The organism is Kineosporia corallincola (genome assembly GCF_018499875.1).
GTDB classification, from domain to species: domain Bacteria; phylum Actinomycetota; class Actinomycetes; order Actinomycetales; family Kineosporiaceae; genus Kineosporia; species Kineosporia corallincola.
Window position 1 is genome coordinate 198,126 of sequence record NZ_JAHBAY010000011.1, and the last position, 15,573, is coordinate 213,698.

At 73.0% G+C, this 15,573-nt stretch carries 14 protein-coding genes; 4 read left to right on the forward strand and 10 right to left on the reverse strand.

Features of this window, described 5'->3' with window-relative positions:
- Positions 1-242 precede the first annotated feature (242 nt).
- Genes KIH74_RS25095 through KIH74_RS25110 form a run of 4 tightly spaced genes read left to right on the forward strand, consistent with a single transcriptional unit; the run spans position 243 to position 3,803 of the window.
- Complete coding sequence (locus tag KIH74_RS25095; protein ID WP_214158647.1) at positions 243-854, forward strand: mycothiol-dependent nitroreductase Rv2466c family protein; 612 nt, start codon at positions 243-245, stop codon at positions 852-854.
- Between the two features lie 60 nt (positions 855-914).
- Positions 915-1,385, forward strand: coding sequence for a ribose-5-phosphate isomerase (locus KIH74_RS25100; protein ID WP_214158648.1), 471 nt, complete (start codon positions 915-917; stop codon positions 1,383-1,385).
- Between the two features lie 55 nt (positions 1,386-1,440).
- Positions 1,441-2,640, forward strand: coding sequence for a PP2C family protein-serine/threonine phosphatase (locus KIH74_RS25105; protein ID WP_214158650.1), 1,200 nt, complete (start codon positions 1,441-1,443; stop codon positions 2,638-2,640).
- A gap of 44 nt (positions 2,641-2,684) precedes the next feature.
- Positions 2,685-3,803 carry a DUF1565 domain-containing protein gene (locus tag KIH74_RS25110; protein WP_214158652.1) on the forward strand — a complete coding sequence of 373 codons (1,119 nt, stop codon included), beginning with the start codon at positions 2,685-2,687 and terminating at the stop codon, positions 3,801-3,803.
- Between the two features lie 6 nt (positions 3,804-3,809).
- Here KIH74_RS25110 and KIH74_RS37975 read toward each other — a convergent pair whose 3' ends face one another.
- The 10 genes from KIH74_RS37975 to KIH74_RS25160 are packed head-to-tail and all read right to left on the reverse strand — an operon-like array spanning position 3,810 to position 15,328.
- Positions 3,810-7,568 carry an AfsR/SARP family transcriptional regulator gene (locus KIH74_RS37975; protein WP_214158653.1) on the reverse strand — a complete coding sequence of 1,253 codons (3,759 nt, stop codon included), beginning with the start codon at positions 7,566-7,568 and terminating at the stop codon, positions 3,810-3,812.
- Positions 7,565-7,996, reverse strand: a complete 432-nt coding sequence (locus KIH74_RS25120; protein WP_214158654.1) for a pilus assembly protein TadG-related protein — start codon at positions 7,994-7,996, stop codon at positions 7,565-7,567. The genes KIH74_RS37975 and KIH74_RS25120 overlap by 4 nt, the downstream gene beginning before the upstream one ends.
- Positions 7,993-8,415, reverse strand: coding sequence for a TadE/TadG family type IV pilus assembly protein (locus KIH74_RS25125; protein WP_214158655.1), 423 nt, complete (start codon positions 8,413-8,415; stop codon positions 7,993-7,995). The genes KIH74_RS25120 and KIH74_RS25125 overlap by 4 nt, the downstream gene beginning before the upstream one ends.
- Positions 8,412-8,810: a TadE/TadG family type IV pilus assembly protein gene (locus KIH74_RS25130; protein ID WP_281431442.1), complete on the reverse strand. Its 399-nt coding sequence runs from the start codon at positions 8,808-8,810 to the stop codon at positions 8,412-8,414. Before KIH74_RS25130 ends, KIH74_RS25125 begins: the two co-directional genes overlap by 4 nt.
- Positions 8,807-9,055 (reverse strand): hypothetical protein, encoded by a 249-nt coding sequence (locus tag KIH74_RS25135; RefSeq protein ID WP_214158658.1) that lies wholly within the window; start codon positions 9,053-9,055, stop codon positions 8,807-8,809. Before KIH74_RS25135 ends, KIH74_RS25130 begins: the two co-directional genes overlap by 4 nt.
- A 31-nt stretch (positions 9,056-9,086) precedes the next feature.
- On the reverse strand, positions 9,087-10,025 hold the full coding sequence (locus KIH74_RS38890; RefSeq protein WP_214158660.1) for a type II secretion system F family protein: 939 nt from the start codon (positions 10,023-10,025) through the stop codon (positions 9,087-9,089).
- Positions 10,022-10,921 carry a type II secretion system F family protein gene (locus KIH74_RS25145; RefSeq protein ID WP_214158661.1) on the reverse strand — a complete coding sequence of 300 codons (900 nt, stop codon included), beginning with the start codon at positions 10,919-10,921 and terminating at the stop codon, positions 10,022-10,024. Before KIH74_RS25145 ends, KIH74_RS38890 begins: the two co-directional genes overlap by 4 nt.
- The gene (locus KIH74_RS25150) at positions 10,918-12,243 is read right to left on the reverse strand and encodes a TadA family conjugal transfer-associated ATPase (protein WP_214158662.1); all 1,326 of its coding nucleotides are present in this window, start codon (positions 12,241-12,243) and stop codon (positions 10,918-10,920) included. The genes KIH74_RS25145 and KIH74_RS25150 overlap by 4 nt, the downstream gene beginning before the upstream one ends.
- Positions 12,243-14,606: a hypothetical protein gene (locus tag KIH74_RS25155; RefSeq protein WP_214158664.1), complete on the reverse strand. Its 2,364-nt coding sequence runs from the start codon at positions 14,604-14,606 to the stop codon at positions 12,243-12,245. The genes KIH74_RS25150 and KIH74_RS25155 overlap by 1 nt, the downstream gene beginning before the upstream one ends.
- Complete coding sequence (locus KIH74_RS25160; RefSeq protein WP_214158666.1) at positions 14,606-15,328, reverse strand: SAF domain-containing protein; 723 nt, start codon at positions 15,326-15,328, stop codon at positions 14,606-14,608. Before KIH74_RS25160 ends, KIH74_RS25155 begins: the two co-directional genes overlap by 1 nt.
- Positions 15,329-15,573: the final 245 nt, after the last annotated feature.

Genomic DNA, 15,573 nt, shown 5'->3' on the forward strand with positions numbered 1-15,573 from the left:
GTCCTCCTCGGTGGGGCGTCGCAGAACCGGCGGCGAGGGGTGCCGGGTCTCGGCCCTCCGCCCCGGTCACCGGCGTGGCGCTGGGGTGCGATTTGCTCAAGCCGGATCCTCTCACTACCGGTGAGCGGTCGTCCTGGCGGTGTGCGGCGATGTGCGGCCCGGCCGGGATGACACGCGCGGGGAGCGGTGTTGTGGTCGCTCGGGAACCCGTCCCGTCCATCTTCACCGAGAGGCCTCCACCGATGAGCGAACGCGCCACCGCCGACTTCTGGTTCGACCCGCTGTGCCCCTTCGCCTGGGCCACCTCCCGGTGGATGCTCGAGGTCGAGAAGGTGCGCGAGGTCGACGTGAAGTGGCACGTCATGAGCCTGTCCGTGCTGAACGAGGGCCGTGACCTGCCGCAGGACTACCGCGACCTGATGGACCGCGGCTGGGGCCCGGTCCGGGTCGTCATCGCCGCCCGTGAGCTGCACGGCGAGAAGCACGTGAAGCCGCTGTACGACGCGATGGGCGCGCAGATCCACTACAAGAAGGAGAAGGACTACTCCGTCGTCATCGAGAAGGCTCTCGCCGAGGTGGGCCTGCCGGCCGACCTGGCGAAGTACGCCACCTCGGACGAGTACGACGAGCAGCTGCGGGCCAGTCACTCCGAGGGCATCAGCAAGGTGGGTGAAGACGTCGGCACGCCGGTCGTGGCGTTCAACGACACCGCCTTCTTCGGCCCGGTGATCACCCGGGTGCCCACCGGTGAGGACGCGGGCAAGCTCTGGGACGGCACCCTGCTGGTCTCGTCCAACCCGTACTTCTTCGAGCTCAAGCGCACCCGCACGGAGTCGCCGCAGTTCGACGTCTGAGTCGCCGGGGGTGTGGTGCTCCCGGTGAGAGTCCGGTCCGGGAGTGCCACACTGGGCACCATGCGCGTCCATCTGGGTTCCGACCACGCGGGTCTGGAACTGAAGCAGCATCTGGCCAAGCACCTCGGCGAAGCCGGGCACGAGATCATCGATCACGGTCCGCACCAGTACGACCCCGAGGACGATTACCCGCCGTTCTGCCTGCGGGCCGGCGAGGCCGTGGTGGCCGACCCGGGCAGTCTCGGCGTCGTCATCGGTGGCTCCGGCAACGGCGAGCAGATCGCCGCCAACAAGGTGAAGGGTGTCCGGGCCGCGCTGGCCTGGAGCCTGGAGACCGCCCGGCTCGGCCGTCAGCACAACAACGCCAACGTGATCGCCGTCGGCGGCCGCATGCACTCGCTCGACGAGGCCACCGGCTTCGTCGAGGCGTTCCTGGCCGAGCCGTTCAGCGAGAACCCGCGGCACATCCGGCGGATCGACCAGCTCAGTGGCTACGAGACCACGGGCGACCTGCCGGCGCTGCCCGAATAAGGCACTCTGATTACTCATCGTGGTTATTTGGTTACAGTCTGGCTAAGATCGGGCTATGGCCACGTCGAACCACGGCTCGTCGCGGCTGCCCGGGCCCCGCACCCCGGGGTCTGAGCAGCCGCGCCCGGCATCCGCGTCCCCTCCGGCGGCGCGGACGGCCGACCGTCGCGTGGATCCCGGCATCAGCCTGCGCCGGTGGATCGACCACGGCAGCCGGCCCGGGCCCCGCCGGCTCTGGCTGAACGCCACGGCGGCCCTGGTGTTCGCCCTGGTCGCCGAGTACGCCCAGAACTTCCTGCCCGCCGCCTGCGTCGGGCTCTTCCTGGTGCTCGGGTCGGCCGTGGTGCGCCCCCGGCACCTGGTGCGTGACGCCGCGCTGATCGCCGTCATCGTGCTGATCGTGCTCACCCTGACCGGCCAGCAGTTCTGGTCGCTCCTGCCGGTCACCATGGTGCTGCTCGGGGCCGTGCTGATCGGCTGGATCCAGCGCCGCGAGCGCGACGCCGCCGAATCCGGGCTGGGCGCGCTGCACACCGCCGACGCGGTGCTGCTCGACCTGCGCAACGAGATGCTGATCCGCTCGGCCGGGCCCCGGCTGCCGGACGGCTGGCGCTTCGACACCGACCTGCGCCCGGCCCACGGCGACACCTTCAGCGGCGACTTCCTGGTCACTCAGCAGCCCGGCCCGGACGCCCTGGAGGTGGTGCTGGTCGACGTGTCCGGCAACGGCTACCGGGCCGGGGCCCGGGCCCTGCTGCTGGCCGGGGCGATGCGGGCCCTGCTCGACGCCGTCCCCGCGTCCCGCTTTCTGGCCACCGCCAACCACCACGTGGTGCGGCTGGGCAGCGAGCTGCTGCAAGAGGGGTTCGCCACGGCCGTGCACGTCAGCCTGGACCTGGTCGGAGGCTGGTTCGCGGTCACCGGCGCCGGGCACCCACCGGCCGCGCACTACCACGCCGGGTCCGGCCGCTGGGAGGTGCTGGACGGCGAACAGGGGCCCGCGCTGGGGCTGATCGCCGATGCCGCCTACCCGGCGACCCGGGGCCGGCTGGAGCGCGGCGACGCGCTGATGCTCTACACCGACGGCCTGGTGGAGAGCCGGTGCCTCGACGTCGGGCGCGGGATCGACCGGCTGGTCGGCCGCGCCGACCCGCTGATCGCCCGCGGGGTGGAGGGGGCCGCCGCGCACATCACCGGGGCGATCCGGACCGAGGACGGCGACGACCGGGCGCTCATCATCATCAGCCGGGGATGAGAACGTCGCTCAAGCGGGGGGCAGGTGGGTCCGAGTAACCGGATGTGCTGACCCGACGCAACCATCGTCCCCTGGTCCTCGGCATCTCCGTCGCGTCCGCGGCGGTGGCCTCGGTGGCGGTCTCGGCCGCGCTGTCCGCCCCGCCCTCGCACGCCGACTCCCCGCCGCCCGGGCGGGTGCTCTACGTGTCACCGGAGGGCAGCGACGGCACCACCCGGATGGCGGCCGGGCGGCACAGCCCACTGGCCACGATCACCAAGGCGATCAAGCTGGCGCAGCCCGGCGACACGATCGTCGTGCAGGGCGGCACCTACGTGGGAGCCGCCGGGTACGGCGCCTCCCCGGGCCGGGCCGACGCCCCGATCCGGCTCCAGAACGCGCCCGGCGAGCGGGTGGTCATCAAGGGGACGCTCCAGCTGGAGAACGCCGACTACTGGCGGGTGAGCGGCATCGACGTCACCCGCAACCCGGCCGACGGGCGCAAGGAGTTCCTGGTCAAGTTCGACGGCGGCACCGGCTGGGCGTTCGTGAACTCCGAGGTGTGGGGATCCGTCGGGGTGTCGAACGTGATGGTCAGCGCGTCGAAGAAGAACGGCGTGCCGAAGAACTACCGGATCGCGGACAACTGCATCCACGACAACAACGCCGACGGCGACGCGTTCATGAACTACCACAACATCTACCTGATGCCGGGGTACCGTTCCGGACCGGGCGTGATCGAGCGGAACGTCATGTTCAACGCGGAGAACGGAGCCGCGGTGAAGGCGGCCGGCCCGACCTCCGCCACCGGCGCGGGCGACGTGACGATCCGCCGCAACACCATCACCCGGGTCGCCGCCGGGGTGATCATCGGCTACGCCAGCCGCGGGGTGCAGGTGCGCAACAACCTGATCGCCCAGCAGCGGATCGAGCCGCCGGCCGGGGCGCAGTGGGTGAAGAACTATGACGCCGCGGTGATCGGCAACCACGTCACCGGTTCGGGCAACAAGGTGGTCAGCACGGCCCTCTCCGGATTTCCCCGGCTGGTCAACAACACTCACGACTCCTCCCGCCCGGTCAAGGGCGCTCTGACCCAGCGGATCACCCCGAAGTTCAGCGGCAAGGTGTCGTGCAACGGCTTCCGGACGGTCGGGGCCGCGTCGAGATACGGCCGGTGGTCGTGATTCTCGTCAGAAGGTTCCCGAGGGTGCCTGCGCGCTCCCGGCCAGGTGGTCGATGAGCGTGGCGGTCTCGGGCTCCATGTCCACCCCCGACGACGCCAGCACGAACCGCACGTGCTCGGTGACGTCGTGCAGACGGGACGGGCCGCCGAGCGCGTACTCGGCGCGGATGATGTAGCGCCACAGGTGCTGCGCGTGCGGCACCGCCCGCAGCCCCGCGGTCGCCGCCTGCTCCACGGCCAGCTGGTCGCCGTCCTCGGAGCTGATCCGGCACAGCCGGCTCGCGGCGTCCAGAATCAGGTGCTCCGCCTGACGTTCCGTGCCGGTGCGCGGCAGCCAGGTGTAGGTGCCGTGGGCGATGCCGCCCACCAGCGGGCCGCGCACCAGGTGCAGGGCCCGCACCAGCAGGTCGCGCTCGCGGGACCGGTCGCGGGTGCGCTCTGACCGGTTCAGCAGGGTGCGCAGCACGTCCCAGTCGCAGGGCACCTCGGCGGCCAGCCGCAGCCGGCCGTCCGAGCCCTCGCGCAGCCGGGGGTGGCCCGACGGGTCCCGGCCCAGCCACTCCCGCACCTCGGCGAGCATGTCGTCGCGCACGTCGGCCGTGACGCCACGCGGCCAGATCGCCGCGCCGAGCACGGTCGGGTGGGTGCCCGCCGGGTGCAGGGCCAGGTAGGCCAGGATCTCCTCGGCCACGGCCAGGCGCCGCGGGTCGATCGTGCCGGGGGCCTGCACCTCCACCTCGCCGACGATCCCGACCCGCACCGCGGCCTGCGCCCAGGTGATGTCGTCAGTCTCCACCACGCCGTCGGGACCGTCCGGACCGACCACGCGCTCGCCCTCCGGCCCGGTCGCCGTCGGCAGGTCGGGAGTGCCGGCCGAGACGAACAGCGAGTGCAGGCGCTCGATGCTGCCGTCGCCCAGCCGGTTCGCGGTGACCTGCAACGAGAGTTCGTCGCAGGTGAGCACACCCGCGTCGTCCACCCGCAGTCGCCAGCGGGCACCGGGCAACTCGCCGGTGACCACCACGGCCAGGTCGGCGCCCCGCCCCACCACGGTCTGGAGCCGGGACGCCGTCTGCACGTTCAGCGGCGCACCGTAGATCGCCACCCGCTCGGGCCGGCTTCCCGGCACCGGGCCGCCGGTGAGGATCTGCACCGGGCCGGTACGGGGCATCCGGGTCGAGCCCTGTTCCAGTTGCTCGGTCAGGGATTTCGCGCCGGTGCAGGGGATCAGCCGGCCCGCCGCGATGGCCGGCAGTGCCGCCGGAAGGTCGGCCGTGAGCACCTCGATGCCGCGCGACCAAGGGTTGCCGGCCAGACCCAGGGCCAGGGCCCGGACCACGGACGCCGCCATCGCCGGGGTGCCCACCACCGCGACCGGGCCGGCCGCCGCACCCAGGTTGATCAGGGCGTCCCGGCCCTGGTGGTCGCGCCCGACCGAGGCCAGCAGCGGGTAGGCGCTGTCGCCGTGCGCCACCAGGTGCTGGGCGTCGGCGTAGGTGAGCCGCCAGCGCAGGCCGTCGTCGAGCCCGGCCCAGGGCGGTGGGGCGGACGCGTGCGCCATCGTCAGCAGCAGGTCCAGGCCCTCGTCGTCGACCACCGCGCCGTACGCCTGGGGCAGCGGGAGCTGCGCCTCCCGGCAGGCCCGGGGCAGCGACCGCAGGGCCAGGTCGAGCAGGGCGCCGCGGTCGGCGTCCGCGCCGGTGCGCAGCCACACCTCGGTCTCCCGCTCGAACTCGCCCGGCTGGTCCGGCCCGCCGCGCCGTCTGCGGCGGATCAGCAGCAGCGTGCCGAGCAGCGCCGCCGTCACCAGACCCGCCCCGATCAGCTCGGCCGGCAGCTCGGAACCGTCACTCCGGCTGGTGTTTCCGTCGGTCACGGGGGTCGAGGGGGCGGTGGTCTCGTTGGCGCCCGGGGCGCTTGTGGACGACGAAACACCCGTCCCGGCCTCCAGATCCGTGGCCCCGGCGCCGGGAGTGAGCGCGGCGCCGGGCGACTGCGACTGCGACGCCGCCCGGCCCGGGCTCTGGGTCTGGCTCTGCGCCGGGCTCTGGGTCTGCGGTGGGCGGGTGGTGGTTGTGGTGCCGGCGCCCGGGGAGGAGGCCGCGGACGATGCCGCGCCGGCCGACCTGGAGCTCGGGGACGCGCTGTTCGCGGCCACGCCGCCGGGGGCGGTGGTGCCGCGCGGTGGGGTGGGATCGGTGGGCAGTACCGCCTGGCCCTGGCCGATCACGTCCGGGTGCTGCGCCGAGACGTAGCCCGGATCGCCCGCACTCGGCATCCGGCCGGTGGCGGAACGGGCCGAGCCGTCGGAAGAATCGGCCGATCCGCCGTCCGCGCCGGTGCCGGAGCCGGACGCCGCGCCCGACCCGGTGCCGGAATCAGAGCCGGTGCCCGACCCGGTGCCGGAATCAGAGCCGGTGCCCGAGCCCGAGCCAGAACCCGAGCCCGAGCCAGAACCCGAGCCCGAGCTGTTGCCCTGCCCGACCCCGGAACCCGAACCGGTCCCCTGACCCGCCGCCGAATCCGACGAGCCCGCACCGGAACCCGAGCCCGCACCGGAACCCGCACCCGTCCCGGAACCCGCACCCGATCCCGAACCCGCACCCGATCCCGAACCCGCACCGGAATCCGAACCCGAAGCCGCCCCGGAACCCGCTTCCGAACCCGATCCTGCCCCCTGCTGCCCGGAACCGCCGGCGCCCTTCTGCCCGCCCTCCTGAGCCTCGGCCCCGGAACCTGACTGCTGCCCGGATCCCTGCTCCCCGCGTCCCTCGTCGGCACCGGAAGCCGCCCCCGAACCAGCCCCCGAACCGGCTCCCGAACCCGAGGCCGCGCTCCGGTCGGCCACCCACCGGGACACCCCGACGGCGTCCTCCGGCATGATCAGCCGCCAGCCCGGCTGGATCAGCCGGGCCAGGTGCAGGGTGCGCCCGTCGGGCTGGATCCGGCCCTCGTTCAGCCGGTAGATCTCGTGGTAGCGCCGCCCGTCACCGAGATGGCGCTCGGCGATCTCCCAGAGGGTGTCGTGGTGCCGGCCGGTCGGCGTCTCCACGATGTAGACCTTGTGCCCGTCCAGAGCCAGCTCGTCGCGGCTGAGCTGCCCGCTGGACTCCCGCTCGGCCTGCGCCGCGGCCCGGCGCGCGGTCGCCGCCTCGGCCGCCGCCTGCCGCGCGGTGAGCTGCCGGTTGGTGGAGTGACCCACCGGTTCGGCCGCGGGCGCCGCGGTGTTGGCGTCGAACACGTAGAACGTGTCCGGGTCGGCCGATCCGGCCGCCGCGGCGGCGGACACCGAGGTGCCGGGCCGGACCGAGGCCAGGTCGGCGCGCGGCGCCGCCTGCGCCACCCCCATCTGCCCGGCCATCACGCCGACCAGCAGCATCGACCCGACCAGCCAGCGGGCCAGCCGCTGGCTCGGCCCGGACAACGGCACCGGCGCCGCCAGCACCCCGCCGCGCAGCGCGGCACCCAGCTCGACCAGCACGCAGACCACGAACTGGAGCCAGGCCAGCGCCGCGACCACGACCAGCACCGCCAGCACCTGGTTCATGCCCAGCGTGCCGGTCAGGCTGAGGGTGTCGGTCAGGCCGTCGTCCCGCAGAACCGGCGCGGCCAGCACGTACAGCCCGGCCGGCAGACCGGCAATCAGGCCGAGCAGTGCCAGTGCCGAGAACAGCGCGCCGATCCTCGATCGCCGTGGCGCGAACGGTGCCTGCTGCTGGAACCGGCCGGCGCCCGTCGTCGGCTGGTTCGCTGAATGCGCCGTCATGGCAAGCCCTCCCCGGTGATGCCCACCGCCGGCCTGGCCTGGCCCTGGGCGGTCACGGTGAAACTGTTGAAAAAGATCAGTGACAGCAGCGCGGTCTTCTGCTCGATCGTCGCCCGCACCGCCACGTGCCCGGTGTCGGCCGTGATGCTCACGCCGGACGCCGGATAGTCCCGGGCGGCCAGGAATCTCGCGGCCGCCGCCTGGGCCGCGTCCGGATCCACGAGGACCGTCCCGTCCGCGCGCAGGGTGTCCACCTGGATCTCCCGGGCTCCGGCACGCGCGGCCTGCTCCACGTCGTCCGTCACCCTCTGGCGCGCGTTGATCGCCAGCCCGCCGTCCACCACGAGACCGGCCAGGACCAGCAGAACCACCGCGAACGCCACCACGAAAACCGTTGCCTGGCCGGAGTCGTCACGCCGTCTCGTCACGGGTTGCCTCCGGTGCGCCGGTAGATGTCCAGCGGAGCCGAACTGCTGGCCCGCACCGATACCGAGCCCGGGAGCCCGAGCAGACCCAGATCGTCCACCGGAACCCGGCAGCTCAGTTCCGTCTCGATCGTGCCACCGGCCACGAAATCACCGCTCAGCCCGACCGTCTCGCACACCCAGCGGCCGCCCAGCGAGGCGTTCGCGGTGCGGGCGGCCGCCGCGGCCGCCGACCCCTGGTCACGTTCCAGCGACGCCGCGCGGACCGCGTCCCGGCTCGCCGCCTCCACATCGCCGCGCACCGCCACGTAGCGGCCGAACGCCACCACGAGCAGCATGAAGGCCACGAGAACCGGCGTGATCAGCACGATCTCGACCGACATCGCGCCGGTGTCCCCGGACGTCCCACGAAGGTTTCTCATAGGTCCGGCCGGAATTCCTCGACGGGCCCCTGCACGACCTGCTCGATCCGCACCCCCGGGACGCCCGGCACCACCTGGATGCCCCGGCCCGTCACCACGGCGCGCACCTCGTCCGGCCCGGCCATGCTGACCTGCACCGACACGTCCTCGATCACGCCGCGGCCGACCTGGGCGGCATAGGCCCGGCCGCGCGCCTCGGCGGTGCCGATCGCCGCGGCACCACCACCGGTGCGGGCCACCCGGGCGGCCTCCCGGGCCGCCGCCGACGCCGCCTGGTTGCCGAGGAACAGCAGCGCCGCCTGCACGGTCGCGAAGATCACGAACAGCAGCAGAGGCATGTACAGGGCGAGCTCGATCGTGCTGGCACCCCGGTCCCGGTGGGCCCGACGGATCAGATGCCGCCGGTGTCGAGGTTGATGCTGTCGGCCTTGTCGCGCAGCTTCTGGAGCAGCACGGCGCCGACCGCGGCCGCGATCCCGACCAGCAGCGCCGAGATCACCACCCACTCCACGACCGAGGCACCGACGTCCCCCGGCCCGTGGATCTGCCGGGCCCGCGCCCGGTCGACGCGCCGGCGAATGATCAGTTCCGCGTACCCGGCTACCGATGCCGGACTGAAGCGGAACGGTCCGCTCTTCATGAGTCGTCTCCTTCATCAGTCGATCCGTCGATCAGGTTCCGCTCAGCACCCGGACGATGGCCGGGTAGATGAGGAAGATGAGAAACCCCACCGCCAGCAGGAGCTGGGCGATGAGCATGGACTGCGAGCGCGCCTGCGCCCGCCCTTCGGCGTCGGCCATCTCGCGCCGGCGCATCGACGCCGCCCGGGCCGCGAGCGACTCGCGCACCTTGGCGCCGTCGTCCGCGACCAGTTCCAGGGCGGCGCCCAGATCGCTGAGCTCGGCCACCGCGGTCTCCTCGCCGAGCCGGCTCAGGGCCGACCACGGGGTGACGCCCTGGAGCCGGGCGATCGCCAGGGTGTCGCGCAGCCGCACCATCGCCCAGCCGTCACTGACCGAGGCCGCGGAGTTCAGGGCCTCCGGAACCCCGCGCCCGCCGGACAGATTCAGCGCGACCAGGTCGAGGAACGAGCCGACCACGTGCCGGAAGTCGCGGCGCCGCACGGTGGCCCGCTGGCCGGCCTGGAGCGTCGGCAGCATGGCGCCGATCACCAGGCCGCTGATGCCGAGGAACACCGGCGTGGTCACCGGCAGGCCACCGACCAGCCCGACCAGCAGCCCGCCCAGCACGAACGGCACGACCGCGCCCAGCGCGGCACCGAGAAGGCTGTACGCCAGGTGGTTCTCGATCGGCCGGTCGATCAGGGAGAGGTCGGCGCGCAGCCCCGCGGGCAGCCGGATCCCCGAGAGCTCCAGTTGCCGCCGGATCCCCCGGCCCACGGACGACGTCACACCGGCCCGGCCCGAGGCCGCACCCGCGCCGCCGGCATTCTCCGCCGGGGCGTTCTGGGCCTGCTTCTGCCGTTCGGCGTCCAGCGCCGCGAGCGTGGCGGGGGCACCCACCCCGCGCATCGCGGGACGGGAGTAGGCGACCACCAGCAGCAGCACACCGGCCCCGGCCAGGGCGCCGGCCAGCACGATCGCGATCACCGGGCACCCCCCTCGGCCGACGGGGCGGTGTGCATGAACCGCTCCGGAAGGTCGTACGAGGCAAGCTGTTTCAGCCAGAAGAAGCCCGCGCCGAAGAAGCCGACCACGATCGCCAGCACCACCTGGCCGCCCGGATGCTGGTACGGCTCCACGTATCCGGGGTTGAAGGTGCGCAGGCCGAGCACGAACAGCAGCGTCACCGCCACGACGATCTGCACGCTGCGCCGGGTGGCCGCCCGCCCGGCCGTCACCCGGCCACGCATCTCCACCTCGGCCCGCACCGAGTCGGCCAGGCTGGTCAGCACGTGCCGCAGGCCCGGCCCACGCAGCCGGGAGTTCAGCAGCAGCGCCGCCACCACCAGGTCGGCGCTGGCGTCGTCCAGGTCGTCGGCCAGCCGGTGCAGCGCCGTGGGCAGCGGCACCCGCACCCGCAGCCGGTCGGCCAGGGTGATGATCTCGTCGGCGATCGGGGCCGGCGCGGCCCGCGACGTCGCGATCACCGCCTGCTCCAGACCGACCGCGCCGGCGATGGTGTCACGCAGCGACTCGGTCCACAGGGCCAGTGCCTCCAGCCGGTCGGCCTGCTGCCGCTCCTCCCGGGCCCCGCCCATCAGGGCGGGCCAGGCCAGGATCATCGTCACCGCGGCGATCGCGGCCACCGGCCAGGCAGTGACCAGCAGGGTGAACACCCCGGCGAGGACGGCGATGGGCAGGCGGGTGCCGAAGCCCCTCAGCCGGCGGGAGGCGCGCCGGCCCAGGGACCGGTCGTCGGTTCCGGCGGTGCCGCGTTCCCGCCGGATCAGCGCGTCGATCAGCAGGGCCAGGCCGCCGCCGGCCAGGGCCCCGGCCAGGAGCACGCCCGCGAACGGGGCGGAGGAACTCAGCGACTCGATCATCCCGGCCACCCGCCCTGGGCCGGCACGCTCATCGCCGGGTCGTACCCGGCCCGGATCAGCTCGTCCACACAGGAGATCGGCGCCGCGGGCTCGGCCCGGCCGTCCGCGCCGGCCTGGAACACCTCGCTGGACAGCACCCGCCCGTCCACGCCGTTGACCTCGCGCACGCTGGTGACGATGCGGCGCAGGCTGCCGCCCTCGGCGTAGTCGTTGCGACGTTCCACGAACACCACGAAGTCGATGGCACCCGCGATCAGCATCATCGTGGCGTCGGTGGGCAGTCGCTCGGCGGACTGGATGGCGTAGGTGCAGATCCGGTTGAACACCTCGATCGCCGAGTTCGCGTGGATGGTCGACAGCGAGCCGTCGTTGCCCTGGCTCATCGCGTTGAGCATGGTGACGATCTCGTCGCCGAGCACCTCGCCGACGATCACCCGGCTCGGGTTCATCCGCAGCGAGCGGCGCACCAGGTCGGCCATCCCGATCGACCCCTGGCCCTCGGAGTTTGGCAGCCGTTCCTCCAGCGGCACCACGTTCGGATGCAGGTCGGTGAATTCGCCCAGCCCCAGCTCCAGCGAGCGTTCCACGGTGATCAGCCGCTCCTGCGGCGGGATCTCGTGAGCCAGGGCACGCAGCAGGGTGGTCTTGCCGGCGTTGGTGGCCCCGGCGATCATGATGTTCTTGCGGGCCAGCACGGCGGCGGACAGGAACGAGGCCAGTTCCGGCGTCAGCGACTCGTTCTTGACCAGCTGGTCCAGCGTCACCCGGCTGAGTCGCGAGCGCCGGATCGAGATGGCCGGCCGGGGGCAGACCCCCATCACCGCCGAAAGCCGGGACCCGTCGGGAAGTCTCAGGTCGAGCTGCGGGTTGGCGACGTCGAACGAGCGGCTGGTCAGGCCGGAGTAGGCGCCGAGCAGCTGCACCAGCTCGATCAGCTCGTCGTCGGACTCGGCCACCGGTGGCACGGCCATCTCGCGGCCGTCCGCATAGCCCACGAAAACCTGGTCGCAGCCGTTGATGTCGATGTTCTCCACGAGCGGGTCGTCGAGCAGGGGCTGAAGCCGCCCGACCCCGAACAGCGCCGCGTGGATGCCCTCGGCGAGCTCGGTCTCCTCGTCCACCTCCGGCGGGGTGCGGCCCAGCGAGAGTTCCGACCGGGCGTGCAGATCCAGCACCCGGCCGATCACCGCCCGGGCGTACTGCCGCTCGTCCTCGGCGCTCATCGGCGGGGCGCCGGTCAGGGCGTCCTCGCGGCGTTGCTGGGCGAGCAGGTCCGCGACCTCCTCGCGCAGCCGTCGCACCACGCGCTGGTCGATGGCCATCAGCGATCACCCCCGGCCCGGTCGACGCCGTCGTCGCCGCCGTCGTCGTTCCCGGACCCGGTGCCGGGGTTCTCCATCGGCTCGTACGGGTCGCGGATCGGGCTTACGGATGCGGTGTCCCGGTCCTCGTCGTCCGTTCGTTCCCATCCGGTCGGCTCGGGGGCAACGGTTTTCGGCCCGACGGTGATCGGTTCGACGGCGATCGGCCCGGAGGCCGGCCCGGCCACCGGGTGCTCACCGGTCTGCCGCTCCCGGGTGTGCCCGGCCCAGGTGCCGGAGCCGTCGGCACCCCGGCGTGCGCGGTCGCGGATCTCCCGCAGCAGGGCGGTGTGGTCGGTGGGCATGAAACGTGCGGGTCCGGGGGTGTCGGCCGAGTCGGTGAAACCTGATGACGACGAGAGCACCGACGACGGCACCGCCGTCGGAACCGCGGGTGGCAGGGGCGAGAGCTGGGACGGCGGGACGTCCGGCGCGATCCATCCGGTGCCCCCGGCCCGGAGGTCGCCGGGCGGCTCGGTGCGGTCGGCCGGCGCACGGGACCCGTGCAGGTTCACCACCTGACCGGTGCGCCCGGCCTCGTCGGTGGTGGCCTCGTCGGTGCTGGGAGTGTCTGCGGTGGTGCGGATCTCGCCGGTGACCGGGTTCTCGACGGGAGACGGTTCGGGGTCGTGCGCGGGGGCATCGTCCTGGCGAAGCCCGAACTGCTCACTGCCGAAGGGGCCGTAGCCGAACCGCCGCGCGTCCCGCGGGCGATCGGCACCCGGCGGTGGGATCTCCTGCGGCTGCCGCCGGGGAAGCGGTGGCGGCTCGGAGGATCCCGTTCCCGGAACACCGCGCTCGTCGGGACGGTCGGGGTGGTCGGGACGGTCGGGGTGGTCGCGCAGCGCGCTCCAGGCGTGCTTGTCGGACGTGGTCTGCGGATTTGCGGTGCGGTGCTCCTGGAGCCAGGTGCCGGACGACGGCGTCCCCTCATTCACCCGGGACCCGGAAATCCCGGTGTCGTAGTCGGTCTCGGCCTCGTCCGAGGGCATCACGTGCCGTCGGGCCCGGCGGCGCTCCGAGGTTTGCAGGGCGGACGGGTCGCGCCCGAGGGCCGCGCGGCGGGACCGGGTGTGCCGCAGCTCGTCGGTGTTCTCGTCGGCGAACGCTTCCGGTGGTGTGGTGAGCCCGGCGAATCCCCGCACCGGGGCGGCGGGTCGCTGCGCGGTCTTTTCGTCGTCCCCCATTGAAAGGTCGCTCAGGGGGCCCTGTTGTGGCGCGTAGACGCTCGGGGGGACGGTGAGCGGCAGCAGTTCCGGATCTTCGTCGACGGGTGGAGAGTCGCCGAAGAAGGAGTTGGGGCGGCGTTCCTGATCCTGTTCCCGGGTCTGGGGCCGGGTCTGCGCCTGCGCGCCGACGGGGACCGGCTGGGCTGCGGAAACCCGTGACACCGGAACGGGTTCCGGTGTCACGGCCTCGACCGGAGCCGGTCTGGTCTCGCTGGGTGCGACCGGGGGCGGCGGTTTGAGGGCGGCCGCCCGTGCGGGAGGTGTGGACGTCACCGGGGCCTGGAGCTCCGGGATGGTGCCCGCCAGCAGGCTCACCGACGGCAACAGCGAGCGCACCGAGCGGATCAGCGTGGAGCGGGCCAGCCTGCTGCGGTTCATGCCGCGCAGGGCCTCGGCGCCGCGCTGGTCGAGCGCCATCGTGCCGAGCACCGGCACACCGACGCCGGAGGAGTGCAGCAGTTGCTCGGTGCGGCCGGCCACGGCCCGGTCGCGCTCCGGGGCGACCAGCACCACACCGATCTGCGCGCGTCCGGCGAACCGCCCCGGCACTGCACTGTTCAGGAATCGCAGGCGCTCCCGCAGATGGGCGAGTTCCTCGACTTCCGGCCTGGCCACCACGATCACGGCGTCGGCCTGGTGCACCACCGGCATGGTCGGGGCGGACGGGCCGACCCGGCCGCAGTCGGCGTACACCGTGCGCCCGGCCTCCGACAGGGCGCGGGCCAGGGGGCTCCAGAGCGGGCCCAGGCCGGTGGCCTGTTCCGGTCCGTTCACGCCGAGCAGGAGGTCCAGGCCGCCGCCGGTGACCTGGAGGTGGTCTTCCAGCCGGGTCGGGCCGGCCGGGCCGGTGCCCGCCTCGACCGAGGGCAGCCAGCGCTGGCCGGGCAGGTCGCGGCGCAGGCCGGCGACCAGGGAGAGCAGGCCGAGCTCGGCGTCGAGCGGTGCGCCGTCGGGACGGCGGTAGCGCAGCCCGAGGTCACCGCCGTCCGGATCGAGGTCGGCGGCGACGGCGCCCGGGGTGAGGGCGGCGAGCGCGACGGTGAGCGTGGTGACGCCTGGCGCGCCCTTGGCGGAGACGAGGACGACGAGGGCCATCAGTTGCCCTTCGTGGAGGCCCCGCGTTCCAGCAGCACGAGGCTGATCTGGTCGGCGGCGGCCGCGGCGGCGACCTGCACTGCCTCGTTGCGGGTGACGATGAGTGTGACGACGGTGGAGTTGTCGCCGCCGGAACCGAAGACGCCGTCCTCGGAACCCTTCACGGAGCTGACCGTGGCCTTGGCGGCGATCTCCGAGCCCTCGCCCTCGACCGCGCGGACCACCTGCACCACGTCGCCGGCCTCCAGGCCGCCGGCCGGGAAACGGCCGATGCTCAGCGGCACGCCGACCGCGGCCTTGTTGCCGTCGAGCATGCTGCTGGTGACCAGCATGCCGGGGTCGATCAGCCGGCCGGGCGGGATCTCGGTGCCGGCGAACCGGCCGATCACCTGGTCGGCCTGGTCGGCGGTGATCACCGCGACGCCGTCCGAGGCGACCTTGGCGACGGCCAGGTTGTCGGCGGTGATCTGCTGGCCGGCGACGATGGTGGTGCGGGCGACCAGGACGTCCGCGCGGTCGTCGAGGCGCAGCGCGAGCAGCCCGGCGACGGCGGCGCCGAGCACGATCAGCAGCACCGCGAGCACGGCGAGGCCGGGGCGGCGGGTGCCCGGGGGACGGGGCAGCCGGTCGCCGGAGCCGGGCGTGGAGGGGCGCCCCCGCGCCGCGTCGGGCTTGTTGCCGGACTCCCGGGACCGGACGTCGATGCGTTCCTGCGTGCTCAACAGATCTCCTCGTGCCACCCAGGTGGATCGGTTCCGGATGGTTTGTTCTTGATCTTGCGGTCTGGTCTGATTAGCGAATCCGACTACGCAGTCGACACATCCTGATGCAGTTCGCGATCACCCGTGACGCCAACGATCTAGGCAATCCACGAAGGGTGACGATAATGCCACCTTGACGCACCTTATGCACTAATCAGGATGTGATGGTTAGGAAACGTTTGATGCACCGATTCGGGTCAGGTAAG